Source organism: Pelagibius marinus (assembly GCF_014925385.1).
GTDB classification, from domain to species: Bacteria; Pseudomonadota; Alphaproteobacteria; order Kiloniellales; family Kiloniellaceae; genus Pelagibius; species Pelagibius marinus.
This window is the reverse complement of sequence record NZ_JACSDK010000001.1, coordinates 126,857-148,731: the sequence shown is the minus strand read 5'-3', so window position 1 is coordinate 148,731 and position 21,875 is coordinate 126,857. Positions and strand designations below refer to the sequence as shown.

23 protein-coding genes are annotated in these 21,875 nt (G+C 68.5%); 22 read left to right on the top strand and 1 reads right to left on the bottom strand.

The window, feature by feature from the left end:
- Positions 1-205 precede the first annotated feature (205 nt).
- On the top strand, positions 206-796 hold the full coding sequence (locus H7X47_RS00705) for a malonic semialdehyde reductase (protein WP_193366691.1): 591 nt from the start codon (positions 206-208) through the stop codon (positions 794-796).
- Between the two features lie 61 nt (positions 797-857).
- Here the strand turns inward: H7X47_RS00705 and ddpX are convergent, their stop codons facing one another.
- On the bottom strand, positions 858-1,418 hold the full coding sequence (gene ddpX / locus H7X47_RS00700) for a D-alanyl-D-alanine dipeptidase (protein WP_193366690.1): 561 nt from the start codon (positions 1,416-1,418) through the stop codon (positions 858-860).
- 77 nt (positions 1,419-1,495) lie between these two features.
- On the opposite strand from ddpX, the gene tsaB reads away from it, so the two are divergent.
- From tsaB to rpsO, 21 genes are all read left to right on the top strand, one after another.
- Complete coding sequence (gene tsaB, locus H7X47_RS00695; RefSeq protein WP_227010101.1) at positions 1,496-2,242, top strand: tRNA (adenosine(37)-N6)-threonylcarbamoyltransferase complex dimerization subunit type 1 TsaB; 747 nt, start codon at positions 1,496-1,498, stop codon at positions 2,240-2,242.
- Entirely contained in the window at positions 2,239-2,760 is a 522-nt protein-coding gene (locus H7X47_RS00690; RefSeq protein WP_193366689.1) for a GNAT family N-acetyltransferase, read from the top strand. Before tsaB ends, H7X47_RS00690 begins: the two co-directional genes overlap by 4 nt.
- Before the next feature lie 205 nt (positions 2,761-2,965).
- A complete protein-coding gene (locus H7X47_RS00685) occupies positions 2,966-3,379 on the top strand; it encodes a Ros/MucR family transcriptional regulator (protein WP_193366688.1) in 414 nt (137 codons plus the stop codon).
- Between the two features lie 166 nt (positions 3,380-3,545).
- Entirely contained in the window at positions 3,546-3,989 is a 444-nt protein-coding gene (locus tag H7X47_RS00680; RefSeq protein ID WP_193367496.1) for a Fur family transcriptional regulator, read from the top strand.
- Positions 3,990-4,076: 87 nt separating this feature from the next.
- Positions 4,077-4,952 carry a GNAT family N-acetyltransferase gene (locus H7X47_RS00675; protein ID WP_193366687.1) on the top strand — a complete coding sequence of 292 codons (876 nt, stop codon included), beginning with the start codon at positions 4,077-4,079 and terminating at the stop codon, positions 4,950-4,952.
- On the top strand, positions 4,949-5,812 hold the full coding sequence (locus H7X47_RS00670; protein ID WP_193366686.1) for a lysophospholipid acyltransferase family protein: 864 nt from the start codon (positions 4,949-4,951) through the stop codon (positions 5,810-5,812). The genes H7X47_RS00675 and H7X47_RS00670 overlap by 4 nt, the downstream gene beginning before the upstream one ends.
- A gap of 133 nt (positions 5,813-5,945) precedes the next feature.
- On the top strand, positions 5,946-7,352 hold the full coding sequence (gene miaB / locus H7X47_RS00665) for a tRNA (N6-isopentenyl adenosine(37)-C2)-methylthiotransferase MiaB (protein ID WP_437126550.1): 1,407 nt from the start codon (positions 5,946-5,948) through the stop codon (positions 7,350-7,352).
- Positions 7,349-8,395 (top strand): PhoH family protein, encoded by a 1,047-nt coding sequence (locus H7X47_RS00660; protein WP_193366684.1) that lies wholly within the window; start codon positions 7,349-7,351, stop codon positions 8,393-8,395. The genes miaB and H7X47_RS00660 overlap by 4 nt, the downstream gene beginning before the upstream one ends.
- A 60-nt stretch (positions 8,396-8,455) precedes the next feature.
- A complete protein-coding gene (gene ybeY, locus H7X47_RS00655) occupies positions 8,456-9,010 on the top strand; it encodes an rRNA maturation RNase YbeY (RefSeq protein WP_193366683.1) in 555 nt (184 codons plus the stop codon).
- Positions 9,003-9,944: a hemolysin family protein gene (locus H7X47_RS00650; protein WP_193366682.1), complete on the top strand. Its 942-nt coding sequence runs from the start codon at positions 9,003-9,005 to the stop codon at positions 9,942-9,944. Before ybeY ends, H7X47_RS00650 begins: the two co-directional genes overlap by 8 nt.
- On the top strand, positions 9,941-11,557 hold the full coding sequence (gene lnt, locus H7X47_RS00645) for an apolipoprotein N-acyltransferase (RefSeq protein ID WP_193366681.1): 1,617 nt from the start codon (positions 9,941-9,943) through the stop codon (positions 11,555-11,557). The genes H7X47_RS00650 and lnt overlap by 4 nt, the downstream gene beginning before the upstream one ends.
- Before the next feature lie 107 nt (positions 11,558-11,664).
- Positions 11,665-12,138, top strand: coding sequence for a helix-turn-helix domain-containing protein (locus H7X47_RS00640; protein ID WP_193366680.1), 474 nt, complete (start codon positions 11,665-11,667; stop codon positions 12,136-12,138).
- 135 nt (positions 12,139-12,273) lie between these two features.
- Entirely contained in the window at positions 12,274-13,446 is a 1,173-nt protein-coding gene (gene metK / locus H7X47_RS00635; protein ID WP_193366679.1) for a methionine adenosyltransferase, read from the top strand.
- A 33-nt stretch (positions 13,447-13,479) separates the two neighbouring features.
- Positions 13,480-14,193, top strand: coding sequence for a tRNA (guanosine(46)-N7)-methyltransferase TrmB (gene trmB, locus H7X47_RS00630; protein ID WP_193366678.1), 714 nt, complete (start codon positions 13,480-13,482; stop codon positions 14,191-14,193).
- A 201-nt stretch (positions 14,194-14,394) separates the two neighbouring features.
- Entirely contained in the window at positions 14,395-14,979 is a 585-nt protein-coding gene (gene rimP / locus H7X47_RS00625; RefSeq protein WP_319633500.1) for a ribosome maturation factor RimP, read from the top strand.
- A 30-nt stretch (positions 14,980-15,009) separates the two neighbouring features.
- Positions 15,010-16,668 (top strand): transcription termination factor NusA, encoded by a 1,659-nt coding sequence (gene nusA / locus H7X47_RS00620; RefSeq protein WP_193366677.1) that lies wholly within the window; start codon positions 15,010-15,012, stop codon positions 16,666-16,668.
- An 11-nt stretch (positions 16,669-16,679) separates the two neighbouring features.
- Positions 16,680-17,390, top strand: a complete 711-nt coding sequence (locus H7X47_RS00615; RefSeq protein ID WP_193366676.1) for an RNA-binding protein — start codon at positions 16,680-16,682, stop codon at positions 17,388-17,390.
- 5 nt (positions 17,391-17,395) lie between these two features.
- Positions 17,396-19,993 (top strand): translation initiation factor IF-2, encoded by a 2,598-nt coding sequence (gene infB, locus H7X47_RS00610; RefSeq protein WP_193366675.1) that lies wholly within the window; start codon positions 17,396-17,398, stop codon positions 19,991-19,993.
- Positions 19,994-20,046: 53 nt separating this feature from the next.
- A complete protein-coding gene (rbfA, locus tag H7X47_RS00605; protein ID WP_193366674.1) occupies positions 20,047-20,514 on the top strand; it encodes a 30S ribosome-binding factor RbfA in 468 nt (155 codons plus the stop codon).
- On the top strand, positions 20,504-21,460 hold the full coding sequence (truB, locus tag H7X47_RS00600) for a tRNA pseudouridine(55) synthase TruB (RefSeq protein WP_193366673.1): 957 nt from the start codon (positions 20,504-20,506) through the stop codon (positions 21,458-21,460). The genes rbfA and truB overlap by 11 nt, the downstream gene beginning before the upstream one ends.
- A gap of 18 nt (positions 21,461-21,478) precedes the next feature.
- Positions 21,479-21,748, top strand: coding sequence for a 30S ribosomal protein S15 (gene rpsO, locus H7X47_RS00595; protein ID WP_193366672.1), 270 nt, complete (start codon positions 21,479-21,481; stop codon positions 21,746-21,748).
- Positions 21,749-21,875: the final 127 nt, after the last annotated feature.

Below are 21,875 nucleotides of genomic sequence, written 5' to 3'. Positions count from 1 at the left end.
GTCGGCCCGCCGGGACGACTCGCTGTCTGTCGAATCGGCCCCCGCGCTTGCGGCTTGGCGTAGTCTATCAGGCTTGCTGACCCCGCCGCCAAGGGCCAAGCTGGGGCCGTCTTGCCATGTTCCTGGGCCCCTCCGCGTCGCTGTTCCTCGGAGGACCGGGGGCCGGCAAAGCGTGGCGAGCGGAGCTTAAGAAAGGGATAAGGCTGTGAATGAAATCTTGAGCGACGCCGGGCTGGACAAGATCTTTCGTGAGGCCCGCACCCACTCGGTCTGGCGCGACGAGGCGGTGAGCGACGTCCTGCTGGAGGCGGTCTACGACCTCGCCAAGATGGGCCCGACCACCATGAACAGCTGTCCAATGCGGGTCGCCTTCCTGCGCAGCAAGGAGGCCAAGGAGAAGCTCCGCCCCTGTCTCAGCGAGGGCAATGTCGACAAGACCATGGCCGCGCCGGTCACCGCCATCATCGCCTACGACCTGGCCTTCTATGAGCAGTTCCCCAAGCTGGCGCCGCACCGCGACGGCGCCAAGACCTTCGGCGGCAAGGAGACGCTGATCCAGGAGACGGTGCTGCGCAACGGCAGCCTGCAGGGCGCCTACTTCATCATCGCCGCCCGCGCGCTGGGGCTGGACTGTGGACCCATGTCCGGCTTCAAGCGCGCCAAGGTGGACGAGACCTTCTTCGCCGGCACCACCTGGCGCTCGAACTTCCTCTGCAACCTGGGCCACGGCGACCCCGCCGCCTTGCGCCCGCGCGGCGACCGACTGGATTTCGACGAAGCCTGCCAGTTGCTATAAGCCGGCCCGGCGCTATAACCCCACAGGAGTTCCCGCTTGCGGACGGCCCGGTCCGGCGGCGTCAGGCGGCCATGAGGGGACGCGGCGCCGCCGCGTCGGTCAGCAGGGGAAAGCGCTGAGGCTCGAAGAGTTGATAATGCCACCATTCGAAACGGTTCCAGTCCCATCCGGCCGCGGTCATCAGGCCCAGCAGCAGCGCGCGGTTGCGCTGCACCTCGGGCGGCAGGTCGCTGCGCGCGTGGTGGGAGGCGGCGGTGAAGTCGTCGAAGGGCGTGCCCATGTCCAGCTCTTCGCCGCCGGCCGCGTCGACCAGCGTCATATCGACGGCGATCCCGCGCGAGTGACAGGACCCGACGCGGGGATCGGCGACGAACTCGGGATCGGGAAAGGCGTCCCACAGGCGCCACTGCGCCTCCACCGGGCGGAAGGCATCGAAGATCTTGAGGCGCAGGCCGAGCGGCGCGGCCAGCGTGCAGGCGCGTTTCAGGGCCGCGGCGGCCTCGGGATGAAGCTGCGCCTCGGCGCGGGCGTAGATGCGCTTGCCGGTGACGTTGTCCCCGGTCGCGTAGGCCAGGGCGATCTCCAGATCAAAGTCGGGCGTCTGCAGGGAAACCAGGCTCATGCGGTCGGGGCTTTCCGGATACGGGATTGGATCGGCTGCCCTGTTAGCACGGGGCGCCGCCTCCCGGATAGCCTGCGATGAGCGAAGATTCCGTGAAGACGGGGATTTCGGCGCTGCTGGCCATGGACGCGGCGGGGGCTTCCTGCTCGGTGGCGCTCTGGGCCGGCGGCGCTGTGAAGGTGCGGCGCTTCAGCGCCATGGCGCGCGGCCAGTCGGAGCGCCTGGTGCCCATGATCGGCGAGGTGATGGCGGAATGGAGCGGCGGCTTCGCCGGGCTCGACGCCCTGGCGGTGACCACCGGTCCGGGCGGCTTCACCGGGGTGCGCATCGGTCTGGCCACGGCGCGCGGCCTGGCGCTGGCCCGCGGGCTGCCGCTGATCGGCGTCTCTTCCTTCGAGGCGGTGGCCGGCGCCGCCACGGCGCAGGAGCGCGCCGGCCGCCGGGTCCTGGCGGTGCTCGATTCCAAGCGCAACGAGATCTTCGCCCAGCTCTTCGACGAGTCGCTCACGGAAATCGGCGCGCCGCTGGAGGTCGCCCTGGACGGGCTGGCCGAGGCCCTGCCCCCCGACGGCCGCGGCCTGCCCCTGGTGCTGACCGGCGACGCGGGCGCGCGGGCCCTGGAGGCGCTGCAGATCGCCGGGCGCGACGACGCGGTGCTGGCCGCCGCGGCCGGGCCGGCCGACGCGGCGCTGCTGGCCGAACGCGCGGTGCTGCGCGATCCGGCGGCGGCGGGGCCGGTGCAGCCGGTCTACCTGCGCCCGCCCGATGTGACGCCGCCCAAGCCGCTGCCGGGCGCCGGGGCGGCGCGGGACCGGCAATCGTGACGGCCGCCGCGATCCAGCCGGCCGGGCCCTGCGACGTGGCGCTGCTGGCCGAACTCTACCGCCGCTGCTTCGACCCCGCGGCGGGGGAGGCCTTCGCGGGAACGCCGTGGAGCGCCCGCTCCCTGGCCGAGGTCATGGCCATGCCGGGGGTTTTCGGCCTGCTGGCGGTGACGGGGGGCCGGGAAAAGAGCGCGCCGGCGGGCTTCCTGCTGGCCCGTGTCCTCTTTGAGGAGGCGGAGCTGCTGACCCTCGGGGTGCTGCCGGAACGCCGCCGGGCCGGGCTCGGCGACCGCCTGCTGCAGGCCGGCCTGGCGGAGGCCGGGCGCCGCGGGGCCCGGCGGATGACCCTGGAAGTGGCGGCGGACAACGCCGGCGCCCAGGCGCTCTACCGCGGTGCCGGCTTCGCGGTGGCGGGGCGGCGTAGGAATTATTACCGCTTAGCCGGCGGCGGCAACCTGGATGCAGTGATTTTCGCACGCGCCCTGGAGGGGCCGGAAAGCCCGTCCCCCGGCCCCTGAACCGCCGGAAGCGGCGGTTTTGATAAAGCGCGCGAGTTTTTGCGAAGCAATTCTAATTAAATGAAGACGACAGGAATTTGCCTCATTACAATACTGAATGAAATTTTTCTGTTTCTGACTATTGTTTTTTCTGTTCAATAATGTTGATTCCTGTCCGGGGAGTTTTTATATAGGCCACAGGGATTTTAAGGAGTTAAATAGGTCAATGTCCGATCAAGCGAAGCAAAGCGAATTGCTTTCTTTGACGACAAACATCGTCGCAGCACATGTTTCCAATAATTCCGTCGCGGTCGCGGACTTGCCGATGATTATCCGTGACGTTTACGAGACCTTGTCCAACGTCGGGACGACGCGGGAGCGGGAGCCTGAGCGCCCTTCGCCGGCGGTGCCGATCAAGAAGTCGGTGACCCCGGAATACATTGTCTGCCTGGAAGACGGCAAGAAGCTCAAGATGCTGAAGCGTCACCTCAAGACGGCTTACGACATGTCGCCTGAAGACTATCGTGAGCGCTGGGGCCTGCCGGCGGACTACCCCATGGTGGCACCGAACTACGCCAAGCAGCGCAGCAAGCTGGCCAAGCAGATCGGCCTGGGAACGCGCGCGCGCCGAAAGGGGTGAGTGATTGCGCCCCCCGGTCTTGCGGGGACGGCGTGGGAAAACGGCGTCGCCGCCATTAGGCGGGCGGCGCTTTTTCCGTTATAATCCGGCTTTCGTCCCGGTTCGCCCCGGCCAGTGGGCCGCCAGGACTCTTTAGGGTAGGGAATTACAAGGCTTGGTTTCAGTTATGGGCGACCGCCTGGAAAAGCTGTGTATCGAGAAAGGTCTGAAGATGACCGACCAGCGCCGCGTTATCGCGCGCGTGCTGTCTGAATCGACGGACCACCCCGATGTGGAACTCGTCTATCAGCGCGCCATCGAGCGCGACCCGCGCATCTCCATCGCCACGGTCTATCGCACGGTGAAGCTCTTCGAGGAAGCCAGCATCCTGGAGCGGCACGATTTCGGTGACGGCCGTGCCCGCTACGAGGAGCGCCCGGAAGAGCACCACGATCACCTGATCGACGTGAAGACCGGCGAGGTGGTGGAGTTCTCCAACGAGGAGATCGAGCGCCTGCAGGCCGAGGTGGCCAAGGCGCTCGGGTACCGCTTGGTCGACCATCGCCTGGAGTTGTACGGCGTGCGGATCGACAAGCGCGACGACGACGGCGGAGCCAAGAACAACGCCTGAGGTCCCCCGCGTCACCCCTCTTGGGGTGCCCCGGTCCGGCAATTGGAGGCCGGTGCTCGGGAGCCGGGACTTCGGGAAGGGAGCAATATGAGCCTCGCGGAAGCGAAATCAGACCGTCCCGTCGACGTTGTCGGCGGCAACCTGCGTATCCGCCTGGCCGAAGGCGCGGCCGAGATCCGCGCCGCCCAGGCGCTGCGCTATCGCGTGTTCTACGAGAGCATGGCCGCCAAGCCGACCGAGGAAATGGCGGCGGCGCGACGCGATTTCGATTCCTTCGACGACTACTGTGACCATCTGCTGGTCTTCGACGAGGAGCGCGGCAGCGGCCCGGACGCGGTGGTCGGCACCTATCGGGTGATGCGCCGCGAGGGCGCGGCCCGGCGCGGCCAGTTCTATTCCAAGGACGAGTACGATATCGACAAGCTGACGGCCTATCCGGGCGAGATCCTGGAGCTGGGACGCTCCTGCGTCGATGCGACCTACCGCAGCGGCGCCACCATGCAGCTGCTGTGGCGCGGCATCGCCGAATACGTCTTCTACTACGACATCTCCATCATGTTCGGCTGCGCCAGCCTGCCGGGGACCGACCCGGAGGAACTGCGCATGCCGCTGGCCTACCTCTATCACCACCACCTGGCGCCGCCGGCGCTGCGCGCCCGCGCGCTGCCCGAACGCTATGTCGCCATGGACCTGCTGCCGCCCGAGCAGGTCAATGTCGCCGAAGCGCGCCAGGCGTTGCCGCCGCTGATCAAGGGCTACCTGCGCCTTGGCGGCTTTGTCGGCGACGGCGCCGTGGTCGACCCGGACTTCGGCACCACCGACGTCTGCGTGGTGGTGAAGACCGAAATGGTCACGCGGCGCTATCTTCGCCACTACAAGCGTGAGGACGCCGGCAACGGGAATCAGGGCGCCGGAGATCCCGGTGCGGGCGACCCGGACAACGGATCCGGTGGAGGGGCATGACGGCACCTAGCATCGGCTCGCCGACCACTGCCCTCTTACGCCTGCTGGCCTACGCCGGCCTCACCCTTGCCCTCATGCCGGTCCAGTCGCTGGCCGTGACCTTCGGCTGGCCCCTGCGCAAGCGGCTGCCGCAGTGGTACCACCGGCGGACGTGCCGCATCCTGGGCATCCGCGTCGAGCGCCACGGCCGCCCGGCGCGCCGCCACCCGACGCTTTTCGTGGCCAACCACGTTTCCTATCTGGATATTGAAGTGCTGGGGGCGCTGCTCAGGGCCTCCTTCGTGGCCAAGTCCGAGGTCGCGACCTGGCCCTTCTTCTCCTGGCTGGCCAAGCTGCAGGAGACGGTCTTCGTGGAGCGCCGGGTGCACCGCGCCGCCGAGCACCGCGACGAGATGGCGCGCCGCCTGGACGCGGGCGACGACCTGATCCTCTTCCCGGAGGGCACCTCGGGCGACGGCAACGGCATCCTGGCCTTCAAGAGCGCGCTTTTCTCGGTCGCCGAGCGCCGGCCCCAGGGCGAACCCCTGACCGTGCAGCCGGTTTCGGTCAGCTATACAAGACTCGACGGACTGCCCCTGGGCCGCTATCTAAGGCCGTTTTTCGCCTGGTACGGTGATATGGAACTGGGCAACCACCTCTGGCACGCCATCAGCCTGGGCCAGGTGACGGTGGTGGTGGAGTTTCACGAGCCGGTGACGATCGACCAGTTCGGGTCGCGCAAGGCCCTGAGTGATTATTGCTACGGCGTGGTGGCGCGCGGCGTGGCCGCGGCTCTTTCCGGGCAGCGGCAACCCGCCCTGCCGGCCCCCGGCGGCAGCAAGCAGGACGGCACCGGGCAGGGCGCCGTGTCGGCGGCCTAGCGGGCGGCCGAGCGGCGCGGCGTAGCTGGAAGTTGGAAGCTATATGGCAGTGGAAAGAAAAGGCGCAGCGGTGACGGGTCGGACGGACGGCAAGGCGAAGAAGCGGCTGTTCATCAAGACCTACGGCTGCCAGATGAACGTCTACGATTCGACACGCATGGCCGATGTGCTGGCGCCGCTCGGCTATGAGGCGGTGGCCAGCCCGCGCGGCGCCGACATGGTGATCCTCAACACCTGCCACATCCGCGAGAAGGCGGCGGAGAAGGTCTTCTCCGAACTGGGCCGCCTGCGCGCCTTCAAGCAGGAGCGCGCGGCGGAGGGCGGCGAGATGCTGCTGGCGGTGGCCGGCTGCGTCGCCCAGGCCGAGGGCGAGGAGATCCTGCGCCGCGCCCCGCAGGTCGATCTGGTCTTCGGGCCGCAGACCTATCATCGCCTGCCGGAGCTGGTGGCCAAGACGGCGCGTGCTGGCGCCCGGCACGAGGGGGGCGGGCGCGGCGTTCTGGACATCGACTTTCCGGCGGAGTCCAAGTTCGACCACCTGCCCGAGGAGAGCGCCGCCCCGGGCGCGGCGGCCTTCGTCTCGGTGCAGGAAGGCTGCGACAAGTTCTGCAGTTTCTGCGTGGTGCCCTACACCCGCGGCGCCGAGTATTCGCGCCCGGCCGCGGCGGTGCTGGAGGAGGCGCGGCGCCTGGCGGCGGCGGGGGTGCAGGAGATCACCCTGCTGGGCCAGAACGTGAATGCCTACCACGGCGAGGCTGAAGACGGCGGGACCTGGAGCCTGGGCCGCCTGATCCGCGCCCTGGCGGAGATCGACGGCCTCACCCGCCTGCGCTACACCACCTCGCATCCCCTCGACATGGACGACGAGCTGATCGCCGCCCATGCGGAGGAGGAAAAGCTGATGCCCTATCTGCACCTGCCGGTGCAGTCGGGCTCCGACCGCATCCTGGCGGCCATGAACCGGCGTCACAGCGCGGCGGACTACCTGAGGATCGTCGAGCGGCTGCGCAAGGCGCGCCCGGATCTGGCGCTGTCTTCCGACTTCATCGTCGGCTTTCCCGGCGAGAGCGACGCCGACTTCGCCGACACCCTGAAACTGGTCAACGAAGTCGGCTACGCCCAGGCCTACTCCTTCAAGTACAGCCCGCGCCCCGGCACCCCGGCGGCGGTGGAGGAGGCCCAGCTTTCCGAAGCGGTCAAGGCCGAGCGCCTGGCCGGTCTGCAGCAGCTCCTCGGCGCGCAGGCCACGGCCTTCAACGCCGCCTGCGTCGGGCGCGACCTGCCGGTGCTGCTGGAGCGGCCCGGACGCAAGCCCGGCCAGCTGGTCGGGCGCAGCCCCTACATGCAGGCGGTGCACGTGGCGGTGCCGGAGGTGGCGCTGCAGCGCCTCACCGGCGCCCTCATGACCGTGCACGTCGAAGCCGCGCACCCCAACAGCCTGGCCGGCCGCCCAATCGTCGACGTGGGGGGCGTCGACGAGAGCGCGGCCTCCCCGGCCCCCACGGCCCTCACGGCCCCCACGGCAAGGATCACAGCTTGAGCTCGGACAGTCTCCCCGGCGTCACGTCAGGCCAGGCCGGCGAAGCGACCTTCATACAGTTCGACGACAACTCCCTGTTGCCGCTGCTCTACGGTGAGCATGACCAGAACCTGCTGCGCATCGAGCAGCAACTCGGCGTCAGCCTGGCCTCGCGCGGCAACCGTCTGGCCATCTCCGGCCCGGCGGATTCCGTCGAGGCGGCCAACGCGGCCTTGACCGCGCTGTACCAGCGCCTGAAGAAGGGACTCGACGTCGGCGACGGCGAGGTCGATGCGGTGGTGCGCATGGCCACCCAGGCGCCGGCGGAGGAGAGCGGCCACGAGGCGGTGCGCGCGGTGCACGCCGACGACCTGGCGATCAGCACGCGCAAGCGCCGCCTGACGCCGCGCTCGCCGGGGCAGAAGGCCTACATCCAGGCGCTGCGCAGCCACGAGCTGGTCTTCGGCATCGGCCCGGCGGGCACCGGCAAGACCTACCTGGCCGCGGCCATGGCCGTCTCCATGCTGATCGAGGGCGCGGTGGAGCGCATTATCCTCTCGCGCCCGGCGGTGGAAGCGGGCGAGCGTCTCGGCTTCCTGCCCGGCGACCTGCATGAGAAGGTCGATCCCTATCTGCGCCCGCTCTACGACGCGCTCTACGACATGCTGCCGGCGACCCAGGTGGCCAGCCGGATCAGCAACGGTGAGATCGAGGTGGCGCCCTTGGCCTTCATGCGCGGGCGCACCCTGTCGAACGCCTTCATCATCCTGGACGAGGCGCAGAACACCACCCCGGTGCAGATGAAGATGGCACTGACCCGCCTGGGAGAGAACAGCCGCATGGTGGTGACCGGCGACCTGTCGCAGATCGACCTGCCGCGCGGCGCGCCTTCGGGCCTGCGCGAGGCGGCCGACATCCTGGCCAAGATGGAAGGCGTGGCCTTCGTGCAGTTCACGGCGGCCGACGTGGTGCGCCATTCCCTGGTGACTCGGATCGTGCGCGCCTATGCTGCCCATGATGCTGGTAAGACTGGAGAAGGAGATCTCTTCGGCGGGGACAAGTAGCCCACAGGGCGGCGCCCCTTTGATGGGCGGCGTCCCGGCGGTCCCGCGCCCGCGACAACCATGAGCGACGAGCCTGGAAGTAGTAGCTTGGAAGTCGCCGTGTCGGTTCCCGACACGGCCTGGCTGGACGCCGTCGACGACCTGGAGGCCCGGGCGCAGGCGGCGGTGCGCACGGCCCTGAAACTTGCGGACCCCGCGCTGCTGGAAGCCGGTCCGCTGGAAATCTCCCTGGTATTCACCGACGACGCCGAACAGCGGACCCTGAACCGCGACTGGCGCGACAAGGACCGCCCGACCAACGTGCTGTCCTTCCCCAACATGGACGAGCCGGGCGATCCGCACCCCGAAGGCCTGCCGCGGCTGCTGGGCGACGTCGTGCTGGCGCGCGAGACGGTGCTGCGCGAGGCGGGCGAACAGGGCAAGACCCCTGCCGACCACACCACCCATCTGCTGGTCCACGGCCTGCTGCACCTGCTGGGCCACGATCACGAAGAGGCGTGCGAGGCCGAGGCGATGGAGGCCCTGGAGCGCGAGATCCTCGGGGCGCTGGGCATCGCCGATCCCTACGCCCCCCAAATGGCCGGTCAAGCCGCGCCGGAGGCGACCCATGGCTGATTCCTCCAGCAGCCGTGTCAGCCGCGGCAATGGCCAGTCGGGCCTGGGGCTGTGGCAGCGCTTCCGCAACTTCCTGAAGGGCCGCCAGGGCGAGGCGCATCTGCGCGAGACCCTGGAAGAGATCATCGACGAGATCAAGGAGGTCGAGGGCGAGGACGACAGCGCCCAGCCGATTTCCAGCGACGAGCGCGTCATGCTCTCGAACATCCTGCGCCTGCGCCACCTTACCGCCTACGACGTCATGGTGCCGCGCGCCGACATTGTCGCCGTCGACCTGGACACGCCCATCGACGAGCTGATCGACCTGATGAGCGGCGCCGGCCACTCGCGCCTGCCGGTCTATCGCGACACCCTGGACGAGGTGGTCGGCATCGTTCACATCAAGGACGTGCTGCACCACATGAAGGACGGCGCCGATGCGCGGCCCTTCGACCTGGTCGACCTGGTGCGCCGCATCCTGGTGGTGGCGCCTTCCATGCGGGTGCTCGACCTGCTGCTGGAGATGCGCCTCTCGCGGGTACACATGGCGCTGGTGGTCGACGAGTTCGGCGGCATCGACGGGCTCATCACCATCGAGGACCTGGTCGAGGAGATCGTCGGCGAGATCGAGGACGAGCATGACGTCGCCGTCGGCCCCAAGCTGATCGAGCGGCCCGACGGCAGCCTCATCGCCGATGCCCGCACCACCATCGAAGAGTTCGAGGACAAGGTCGGGCCGGTGCTCTCCGAGGAGGAACGCGAGGAAGACATCGACACCCTGGGCGGCCTGCTGTTCTCCCTGGCCGGCCGGGTCCCGGACCGCGGCGAGCTGGTCAAGCACCCGCCCAGCGGCATCACTTTTGAAGTGCTGGAAGCCGACCCGCGTCGGGTCAAGCGGCTGCGCCTGCGCAACGTCACGCCGCGCCCCGCCGACGACAGCGACGAGAGCCGATGACCGGCGCGCACAAGGCGGTCGCGGCGGCGCGGCCGCTGCGGGTGGCGCTTGTCCTGGGCAGTCTCACCGGATGGCGCCGCCTGCTCGCGGCCGCCTTCTTCGGGGCCCTGGCGGCGGCGGCGCTGCCGCCGCTCTATCTCTTTCCTCTGCTGCTGCCGGCCTTCGTCGGGGTCTTCTGGATGCTGGAGGGCGCGTCCGCCGGGCACTCTGGGGGGCGCCAGGCGGCGCTCACCGGTTGGGCCTTCGGCACCGGGCATTTCGCCGCCGGGCTCTATTGGGTCGGCATCGCCTTCCTGGTTGACGCCGAACGCTTCGGCTGGGCCATGCCTTTCGCCGTGGCCGGCCTGGCCGCCGGGCTGGCGCTCTTTCCCGCGCTGACCTTCTGGTTCACCTGGCTGGCCCGGCAGCGCTTGCGGCTCGCCGGTCCCGCCCTGGTGCTGGCCTTCGCCGCGGCCTGGCTGATCGGCGAGGGCTTGCGCGCCTGGATCCTCACCGGTTTTCCCTGGAACCTGCTGGGCACGGTCTGGGCCTTCGCGCCCGCGCCGCTGCAGCTCGCGGCCTACGGGGGGGTCTGGCTCCTGAGCCTCATCACCGTCATCGCCGCGACGGCGCCGGCGGTGCTGGCCGACCCGGCGCGGCGTTCACCGCGCGGGCTCGCCGTGGTGGCGCTGCTGGTGCTGCTGCCGGCGCTCGCCTGGGGCTTCGGCGCCTGGCGTCTTGCCGCGGCGCCGGCGCGCGGCAGCGACGTGGTGGCGGAGGTGCGCCTGCGCCTGGTGCAGCCCTCGATCCCCCAGGCGCTGAAGTGGCGCGCCGACCGCAAGGCGGCCAACCTGCGCCTCCAGGCCGAGCTTTCGCTGGCGCCCGGCTACGAAGACCGCACGCTGATCATCTGGCCGGAGACGGCGGTGCCTTACCTGCTGGCCGCCGAGCCGCGCCTGCGCGAGGAACTGGCCGACATCGTGCCGCCGGGCGCCTTCCTCGTCTCCGGGGCGCCGCGGGTCGACCCCGCCGATCCCCAGGGCAAGATCTGGAACGCGTTGCATGCCCTCGACGGGCAGGGCGCGATCGTCGCCACCTACGACAAGACGCACCTGGTGCCCTTCGGGGAGTACACGCCGCTGCGCTCGCTGCTCGGTCTTGCCAAGCTCACCGCCGGCTCACGCGACTTCTCCGCCGGCGAGGGCCTGAAGACCCTCACCCTGCCCGGCCTGCCCGCCTTCTCACCGCTGATCTGCTACGAGATCATCTTTCCCGGCGCCGTGAAGGCCGCCGCGGGGACGGCGGCGCCGCCGCGCTGGCTGCTGAATCTCACCAACGATGCCTGGTTCGGCGATTCTTCGGGCCCTTACCAACATTTTGCCGCGGCCCGTTTGCGAGCGGTAGAAGAGGGTCTTCCAGTAATTCGCGCCGCAAACAACGGCATATCGGCGGTAATAGACTCTTATGGGCGAGTTATCGATCGAATTAATCTCAATGATCGCGGTATTATTGACGCCTATCTACCCGAAGCTGCTACAGAGCGTACACCCTATTCTTATGCGGGCAATATTTTGTATTTGATTGAACTCCTCTTCACTACTTGTGTTATATTTGTGGCTCGGCGTTTTATTTGATAGGCTAGGGTCAGTGGGGCTTGACTGATCAACTGGGTGTTGGCATACATCGGTATGTCTTTAGTCCTACGGTTCTAACCCTATCCTTCACATGAGGTGAGATGCGGATGGCGCGACGCGGCGTGCCGCCGGGTGACCGCCAGCTTGGCGGACCCAATCCGGTTGATGTTCATGTCGGCAGCAGAGTCCGTTTGCGGCGGACGCTTCTCGGCATGAGCCAGGAAAAACTCGGCGAGGCCATTGGCCTCACATTCCAGCAGGTCCAGAAGTACGAACGCGGGGCCAACCGGGTCGGCGCCAGCCGCCTGTTCGATCTCTCGCGGGTTCTCGACGTGCCGGTCGGCTTCTTCTTCGACGAGATGCCCGACGACGTCGCGGCCTCTTCGCCCGCGCAGGCGCCGGGACGGGAACAGCCGATGCCCGAGCAGGAGCTGGATCCGATGGTCAAGCGCGAGACGCTGGAACTGGTGCGGGCCTACTACAAGATCCAAGAGCCCAGCGTGCGCAAGCGCCTGTTCGAGATGACCAAGGCCCTGGCCGCGGCCGGCGCCGGGGGCATGCCGCCGAAGACCGAGGATTAAGCTCCTCCCTCTTTCGGGAACCGCCAGCTTCTCAATTGTATCCGGCCTGCAAGTGTTCTTGCATTTGCGCTTGCGCGTCGTTATTCCCACCGGGCTTACTCCAAAACCTTTAGCCCGAACGGCGGGAGCATCGCAGTGCGCAACGGCAACTACCTCTTCACCAGCGAATCCGTTTCAGAAGGACATCCGGACAAGGTCTGCGACCGGATTTCCGATGCGATCGTCGACACCTACCTGACGCACGATCCCTATTCGCGCGTTGCCGTGGAGACTCTCGCGACCACCAACCGGGTGGTGCTGGCCGGCGAGGTACGCGGCCCCGACGATGTCACCAAGGAGCTTTTGGAGCAGGTCGTGCGCGCCGCGGTGAAGGAAATCGGCTACGAGCAGGACGGCTTCCACTGGAGCCGGATGATGGTGGAAAACTACGTCCACGCCCAGTCCGTCGACATCGCCCAGGGCGTCGACGCCGCGGGCAACAAGGACGAGGGCGCCGGCGACCAGGGCATCATGTTCGGCTATGCCTGCCGCGAGACCGAGAACCTCATGCCGGCGCCGATCCACTTCTCCCACTCAATTCTGCGCTCCCTGGCCGAAGCGCGGCACTCCGGTTCCGAGCCGGGCCTCGGCCCTGATTCCAAGAGCCAGGTGACGCTGGAGTACGTCGACGGCAAGCCGGTGCGCGCCACCTCGGTGGTGGTCTCCACCCAGCACACCGGCGACCTGGACCAGGACGAGGTGCGCGAGATCGTGCGCCCGCACGTGGTCAACGTGCTGCCCGAGGGCTGGATGTGCCCGGAGGAGGAGTTCTACGTGAACCCGACCGGCCGCTTCGTCATCGGCGGGCCGGACGGCGACTGCGGCCTGACCGGGCGCAAGATCATCGTCGACACCTATGGTGGCGCGGCTCCGCATGGCGGCGGCGCCTTCTCCGGCAAGGACCCGACCAAGGTGGACCGTTCCGCCGCCTACGCGGCGCGCTACCTGGCCAAGAACGTGGTGGCCGCGGAGCTGGCCGACCACTGCACCATCCAGCTGTCCTACGCCATCGGCGTGTCCAAGCCGCTGTCGGTCTACGTCGACACCCAGGGCAGCGGCAAGGTTGACGAAGGCAAGCTGGCAAAGGCGCTGCAGGACCTGATGGACCTCTCGCCGCGCGGCATCCGCGAGCACCTGCAGCTGTCGAGGCCGATCTACGCGCGCACCGCCGCCTATGGGCACTTCGGGCGCGCGGTCGACCCGGACGGCGGCTTCTCCTGGGAGCGCACGGACTTGGTCGACGGTCTGCGCAGCGCCTTCGGAGCCTGAGCCGGGCCTCTTCCTTTCGAGGATCCAGGGACTATGGCGGCGCGGCGTAACACCTACGGCCGCCGGCAAGGCCGGCCGCTGCGCGCGGGGCGCAAGGCCCTGCTCGAGGAAGCTCTGCCGCGCCTGGAAATCACCCTGCCGGAGGAAGAGCGTCCGCTGCGCCCACAGGAGCTCTTCGATCCGCTGCCGGAACGGCTTTTCCTGGAGATCGGCTTCGGCGGCGGCGAGCACCTGGCCTGGCAGGCGGCCCACAATCCCGGCACCGGCTTCATCGGCGCCGAGTACTTCGTCACCGGCGTCGCCACCTTGCTGGGCCAACTCCGCGAACGGGGCGCCGAGGCGCCGCTGCGGATCTATCTGGGTGACGCCCGCGATCTCATGGAGCGGCTGCCCGACGCGGTCCTGGACCGGGTCTTCATCCTCTTTCCCGACCCCTGGCCCAAGAAGCGCCACCACAAGCGCCGGCTGATCCAGCGCGAAACCCTGGACCTGCTGGCCCGGCTGCTGAAGGACGGCGGCGAGCTGCGCTTCGCCACCGACGATCCGGGCTACCTGTCCTGGGCCCTGCAGCGGCTCAGCGACCATCCGGCCTTTGCCTGGCAGGTTGCGGGTCCGGCCGACTGGCGGCTGCGGCCCGACGACTGGCCACCGACACGCTATGAGGAGAAGGCCCTGAAGGCCGGCCGGCGCCCCGCCTATTTGCGCCTGCGCCGCAGGCCCCGTAAAAATACCTGTTATTCAAGTTAATTTCGCTGCTGGAAGGGTGGCGCCCCACCCCCTCCGCCCGCCGGCCCGACTCGGCGAAAGGGCTTGCAGGCTGCGGGTTACGGGCGTACAGTCCGGCTCAGTCAAGGTGGCGGTGTCGGAGTAAAAGATACCGTCGGGCTACCGAGCGGTGGGCCTCTGGCCCGCCTTTTTTATTACGTAATCCATGAGCGGAGGACGGGTGTGTCCCAGGCCTTGAAAGGGGCTTCCTCAGGGCTGGCCGACGCCAGCGGCCGCGGTCCTGCCAAAACCAGCGAGGGCAAGGCGGCGGAAGTCGAACGCCTGATCGCCCCGGCGGTCGAGGCGATGGGCTACGATATCGTGCGCGTGCTGCTGTCGGGCGGGGATCGCCTGTGTCTGCAGATCATGGCCGAGCGGCGCAGCGACGGCGGCATGAACGTTGACGACTGCGCCGCGATCAGCCGCGCTGCTGCGGCGATCCTCGATGTCGAGGATCCGATCGACAGCGCCTATACCCTGGAGGTCAGCTCGCCCGGCCTGGACCGGCCGCTGACCCGCCTGGCCGACTTCGACCGCTTCGCCGGCTTCGAGGCAAAGGTCGAGATGCAGATGCCGATCGACGAGCGCCGCCGCTTCCGCGGGCGCCTTCTCGGCACCCGCGACGAGAACATTGTACTGGCCTGCGAAGAGGGCGAGACCGTCCTGCCCTTCGCCGAGATGATGAAGGCCAAACTGGTGATTACCGACGACCTGATCGCTGCCAGCAGCCCCGAGGCTGCCGAGGACGGCCAGGACGGAACGGACTGACAACGAGACTTCTTGGGAACGAGACGAGCTATGGATACCAGCGCTCTTGCACGAACCGAACTTCTCCAGGTCGCCGATGCGGTGGCGCGCGAGAAGTCGATCGAGCGTGACGAGGTTCTAGAGGCGATGGAGCAGGCCATTTCCAAGGCCGGCCGCGCCAAGTACGGCCACGAACACGACATCCGCGCGGAAATCGACCGCAAGTCCGGCGAGGTGCGCCTGCGCCGCTACCGCGAGGTCGCCGACGAGGTGGAGAACGAGTTCACCCAGATTCAGACCAAGGACGCCCAGGCGCGCCAGGACGGGATCAACGTCGGTGAGTTCATCATCGAGGAGCTGCCGCCGATCGACCTGGGCCGCATCGCCGCCCAGACCGCCAAGCAGGTCATCGTCCAGAAGGTCCGCGAAGCCGAGCGCAAGCGTCAGTTCGAGGAATACAAGGACCGCGTCGGCGAGGTGGTCAACGGCATCGTCAAGCGCAACGAGTTCGGCAACGTCACCGTCGACCTGGGCCGCGCCGAGGCGCTGATGCGCCGCGACGAGACCCTGCCGCGGGAATCCTTCCGTACCGGCGACCGGGTGCGCGCCTACATCTACGACGTGCGCGAGGAGCCGCGCGGCCCGCAGATCTTCCTGTCGCGCAGCCACCCGCAATTCATGGCCAAGCTTTTCGCCCAGGAAGTGCCGGAGATCTATGACGGCATCATCGAGCTGAAGGCCGTGGCCCGCGATCCGGGCAGCCGCGCCAAGATCGCCGTGATCTCCTACGACAGCTCCATCGACCCGGTCGGCGCCTGCGTGGGCATGCGCGGCAGCCGCGTGCAGGCCGTGGTCAGCGAGCTGCAGGGCGAGAAGATCGACATCATTCCCTGGTCGGAAGACACCGCGACCTTCGTGGTCAACGCCCTGGCCCCGGCCGAGGTTTCCAAGGTGGTTCTGGACGAGGACGCCCACCGCATCGAAGTGGTGGTGCCCGACGACCAGCTGTCCCTGGCCATCGGCCGGCGCGGCCAGAACGTGCGCCTGGCCTCGATCCTGACCGGCTGGGACATCGACATCATGACCGAGGAGACGGAATCCCGCCGCCGTCAGGAGGAATTCCGCGGTCGCTCGCAGATGTTCATCGACGCCCTTGATGTCGACGACGTCATTGCCCATCTCCTGGTGACGGAAGGCTTCACCGCCCTGGAGCAGGTGGCCTTCGTCCCCGTCGAGGAACTGGCGCAGATCGAAGGCTTCGACGAGGAAGTCGCCGAGGAGCTGCGCGCCCGCGCCCGCAGCCATCTGGAAGAGATGGACCGCTTTAACGAGGAGCGCCGGCGTGAGCTGGGCGTTTCCGACGAGCTCGGCGAGCTGGAGGGGATCACTCCGACCATGCTGGTGACGCTGGGCGAGCAGGGTGTGAAGACCCTGGACGACCTGGCCGACCTGGCCGCCGACGAGCTGCGCTTCGCCCTCTCGAGCCAGCGCGGCGAGCACAATCTGGAAGGCATGGCTTCTCTGGAAGAGGCCGAAGTCGAGCGCGTGCTGCAAGGCAGCGCGATGAGCCAGGACGACGCCAACGCCATCATCATGGCGGCGCGCGCGCACTGGTTCGACGACGAGCCGCAAGAGGACGGTGCCGGGGAAGAAGGTGCCGGGGAAGACGAGGCCGAAGAGGCCGCTGAAGCCGCCGGGACGGAGGACTGAAGCTGACGGGAATGACGGCAACGGCGCAACACGGCCAGGACGCCAAGCCCGCCCGCAAGCGCGGGGCGGCGAAGCATCGGCGCGGTGCCGGGCAGGGCCCGGCGGCGCCGGAACGCCGCTGCCTGGCCAGCGGCCGGGTGCTGCCCAAGGCGGAGCTGCTGCGTTTCGTCGTCGGCCCCGACGGCGTTGTGGTGCCGGACCTGGCCGAGCGCCTGCCCGGGCGGGGTTTGTGGTTGCAGGCCCGTCGCGATATGATGGACAGGGCCTGCACGCGGAACCTCTTTGCCAAAGCGGCGAAGAGGCAAGTTCGCGTGCCTGAGGATCTGCCCCGGCAGGTCGAGGAATTGCTGCTGAAGCGCTGCCTCGAACTGCTGGGTCTCGCCCGCCGCGCCGGCGCGGTATCGGCGGGCTTCGAAAAGGTGAAGTCTGTCCTGCGCGCCGGGGAGGCAGGCCTGTTGGTGCAGGCGGACGATGCCGCGGACGATGGCCGCGACAAGGTCCGGGCCCTGGCGCGGGCCGTGGGTCCGAAAATGCCCCTCATGGCGTTCTGCGGCGCCGCGGAACTGGGGGCGGCGGTTGGCCGCGAGGCGGCGGTGCATGTCGCCGTCGCACCGGGCCGCTTCGCCGAGAGTTTGACGAGAGAGATTCAGCGCCTTGCGGCCCTGCGCGGCGCGGCGGATCAAGGAACCGGGGTTGGGCGCCCCACCGAAGGTGAGCGCTAGAAGAGATGACGAGTAAAGAAGAAACAGAAGCCAAGCGGCCGTTGAAGCTGAACCGTCCGGGGAAGCTGCAACTGAAGAAGACGGTCGAAACCGGCCAGGTGCGCCAGAGCTTCAGCCATGGCCGCTCCAAGGCGGTGACGGTTGAGGTCAAGCGCAGCCGCACCTTCGAGCGCGGCTCCTCCGGCCGCATGAAGGAAGTTACCGAGGCGGCGGCCGAGGCCGAGAAGGCGCTGGCGGAAGCCCCGGCGCCCGCGCAGCCCGAGGTCGAGGCCGAGGAGAAGGCGCCCAAGCGCAACCTCTCCGCCGAGGAGCGCGCCAGCCGCGCCCGCGCCCTGGAGGTTGCCCGCGAGGAAGAGGCCGCCCGCAAGGAGCGCGAGGCCGAGGAGGCCGAGCGCCGCGCCGAGCAGGCCAACCCCGCCGCCGAAGAGCGCCCCCGCCGGGAGGTCGAGGAAGAGGCCGCCCGCAAGCTGGAGGCCGAGGAAGCCGCCCGCAAGGCGGCGGTCGCCGCCGAGGCCCCGGCGGCCGAGGCGCCGGCGGCTCCCGAGCCGGTCCCGGCGGCTGAAGAGGCCAAGGCGCGTCCGGCCAAGCCCGCCGCCAAGGAAACCAAGGAAGACGAAGAGGCGCCCGCGCGCGCCAAGGCCCGCAAGGGCGGCGGCGCGACGCCGGCCAAACCGGCGCCCAGCCGCAACCGCGGCGAGCCGCGCCGGCGCGCCGGCAAGCTGACCATCAACCAGGCGCTCGACGGCCAGGAGGGGCGCCAGCGCTCCCTCGCCGCCATGAAGCGCCAGCGCGAGAAGCAGATGCGCGCGGCCAGCGGCCAGCAGCCGCACCAGCCGCCGCAGAAGGTGGTGCGCGAAGTCGTGGTGCCCGAGATCCTCACGGTGCAGGAGCTGGCCAATCGCATGGCCACGCGCGGCGCCGAGGTGGTGAAGACGCTGATGAAGCTGGGCGTCATGGCCACCATCAACCAGTCCATCGATGCCGACACCGCGGAGCTGGTGGTCGAAGAATTCGGCCACAAGGTGAAGCGCGTCTCCGCCGCAGACGTGGAGATCGGTATGCGCGGCGCTGACGACAATCCCGAGGACCTGGCGCAGCGGCCGCCGGTGGTGACCATCATGGGTCACGTCGATCACGGCAAGACCTCGCTGCTGGACGCCCTGCGCGAAACCGACGTGGTGGCCGGCGAGGCCGGCGGCATCACCCAGCACATCGGCGCCTACCAGGTGCGCCTTGCTTCGGGCGACCGCATCACCTTCATCGACACGCCGGGCCACGCCGCCTTCACCGAGATGCGCCTGCGCGGCGCCACGGTGACCGACATCGTGATCCTGGTGGTGGCCGCCGACGACGGCATCAAGGAACAGACGGTCGAGGCGATCAACCACGCCAAGGCCGCCGAGGTGCCGATCATCGTCGCCATCAACAAGATCGACAAGCCGGGCGCCGACCCGGCCCGGGTGAAGCAGGAGCTGCTGCAGCACGAGCTGATCACCGAGGACCTGGGCGGCGACATCCTGGCCATCGAGGTCTCGGCGCTGCAGAAGACCGGCCTCGACAAGCTCGAGGAAGCGATCCTGCTGCAGGCCGAGCTCTTGGAGCTGAGGGCCAACCCGCAGCGCGCCGCCGAGGGCGTCATCATCGAGGCCAAGCTGGAACGCGGCCGTGGCTCGGTCGCCACCGTGCTGGTGCAGCGTGGCACCCTGAAGGTCGGCGACGTCTTCGTCGCCGGCAGCGAGTGGGGCCGCGTGCGCGCCCTGGTCAACGAGCGTGACGAGCAGGTCGACGAAGCCGGGCCGGCGACGCCGGTCGAGGTTCTGGGTCTGAACGGCACCCCGTCGGCCGGCGACGACTTCACGGTGATGGAGGACGAAGGCCGCGCCCGCGAGATCGTCGAGTACCGCCAGCGCAGCAAGCGCGAGAAGGAAATCGCCGCCACCGGTCGCGGTACGCTGGAACAGATGATGAGCCGCATCAAGGAAGGCGAGGCCTCCGAGCTGCCGGTCGTCGTCAAGTCCGACGTGCACGGCTCGATGGAAGCGATCATCAACTCGCTGGAGAAGCTGGCGACCGAGGAGGTCAAGGTGCGGGTGCTGCACAGCGGCGTCGGCGGCATCAACGAGTCCGACGTGACCCTGGCCGGCGCCACCGGGGCGATGATCATCGCCTTCAACGTGCGCGCCAACCCGCAGGCCCGCCAGATGGCGCGCCGCGACAACGTGGACATCCGCTACTACTCGATCATCTACAACGTGGTCGACGACGTGAAGGCGGCGCTGAGCGGCCTCCTGGCCCCGACCCAGCAGGAGAATTTCCTGGGCTACGCGGAAATCCGCGAAGTCTTCTCCAACTCCAAGGTCGGCAAGGTGGCCGGCTGCATGGTCACCGAGGGCATGGTCAAGCGCGGCGCCAAGGTGCGCCTGCTGCGCGACAACGTGGTCATTCACGACGGCACCCTGAAGACGCTGCGGCGCTTCAAGGACGAGGTGAAGGAAGTGAAGGAAGGCTACGAGTGCGGTATGGCCTTCGAGAACTACACCGACATCCAGGTCGGCGACCAGATCGAGTGCTACGAGATCGAGGAAGTCGCCCGGGAACTCTAGACTTGGGCAGCCCGGCGGCCGCACCGCCGGCCGCCTGGGGCCGGGATCAAGTCATGGCTCTACCGAGAAGCGCCAAGGGGCGCGGCAAATCCGCATCTAGCAAGTCTGGAGGGGCCCGCAGCCAGCGTCAGCTGCGCGTCGGCGAGGAGCTGCGCCATGCCCTCTCGCAGGTGCTGGCGCGCGGCGAGCTGCGTGACCCTCACCTGGTCGACATCAGCCTGACGGTGACCGAGGTGCGGGTCAGCCCGGACCTGAAGAGCGCCACCGCCTTCGTGGTGCCGCTGGGCGGCGGCGATCTGGAGGCCATCGTGGCAGCCCTGAACCACGCCGCCAGCTTCCTGCGCGGCCAGCTCGGCCACGAGGTGCAGCTGCGCTTCACGCCGCGGCTGTCATTCCAGGCCGACCGCTCCTTCGACGAGGCCGCCCACATCAACGAGATTCTGCACCACCCCAAGGTCTTGCGCGACGTCCACGCCGAAGACGCCCCCGACGACGGCGAGAGCGGTCCCGATGGCCAGTGAAGCCCCTCCCGCGAAGTCGGCCGGGGCCGGCAAGAAGGGCGTGGCGGTCAACGGCTGGCTGGTGATCGACAAGCCGCTGGGCCTGACCTCCACCCAGGTGGTGGGCCGGGTGCGGCGCATCCTGAAGCCGCGCAAGGTCGGCCACGGCGGCACCCTGGATCCCCTGGCCAGCGGCCTGCTGCCCATCGCCCTGGGCGAGGCCACCAAGACCGTGTCCTACGTGATGGACGGGCGGAAAAGCTACCGCTTCACCCTGCGCTGGGGCCAGGCGACGGAGACCGACGACGCCGAGGGCAAGGTGATCGAGGAGAACCCGCACCGCCCCGACGAGGCGGAGATCCGCGCCGTGCTGCCCGGGTTCACCGGCGAGATCGAGCAGATTCCGCCGCTCTACTCGGCCATCAAGGTGGGCGGCCAGCGGGCCTACGACCTGGCCCGCGCCCAGGCCGACTTCGAGCTGAAGCCGCGGACGGTCACGGTCCACGCCATCACCCTGGAGGACCTGCCCGATCGCGACCACGCGGTCTTCGAGGTCCACTGCGGCAAGGGCACCTATATGCGCTCCCTGGCGCGGGACCTGGGGCGGGCGACAGGGACCGTGGCCCACATCGTGGAGCTGCGAAGATTAACCGTAGGCCCGTTTACCGAGGCCGACGCGATTTCGCTGGATTCCCTGGAATCTATGGGGCATAGTCCCGCCGCCTTGGAGCAGGTGCTCCCGGTGGAGACAGCGCTGGACGACATCCCGGCGCTGGCTCTCTCCGAGACCGAGGCGAACCGCCTGCGTTGCGGGCAGGCCGTGTCCATGGTGGCGCGCGCCAACCGCGATCGCATCAGCGAGCTCAGCAACGGATCCATCGTCATTACCACAGCCGGCGGCAAGCCGGTGGCGCTGGCCCGTTACGAAGCAGGCGACATCCGTCCGGTCCGGGTTTTGAACCTTTAGTTTAATGGAGACATAGCGATGTCGATCACTGCCGAGCGCAAGACTGCGCTGGTCGAAGAGTATGGCACCCATACCGGTGACACGGGCTCGCCCGAGGTCCAGGTCGCGATCCTCACCGAACGGATCACGAACCTTACCGAGCATCTCAAGACCCATAAGAAGGATTTCCACTCGCGCCGCGGCCTGCTGGTCATGGTCGGCCAACGCCGGCGCCTGCTGGACTACGTAAAGAGCAAGGACAAGTCCCGCTACGAGGGCCTGATCCAGCGCTTGGGCCTGCGCCGCTAAGGCGAGGCCGGAAGGATCCGTGCCGCGGCGGCGCCGCCTTGCCCTGAGCGAGCGACGGCGTCGCGGAGACGGACGATTGGACGGAATGAACGTAAGTGACATCGTGACAACGCCGGCACGATGGTCT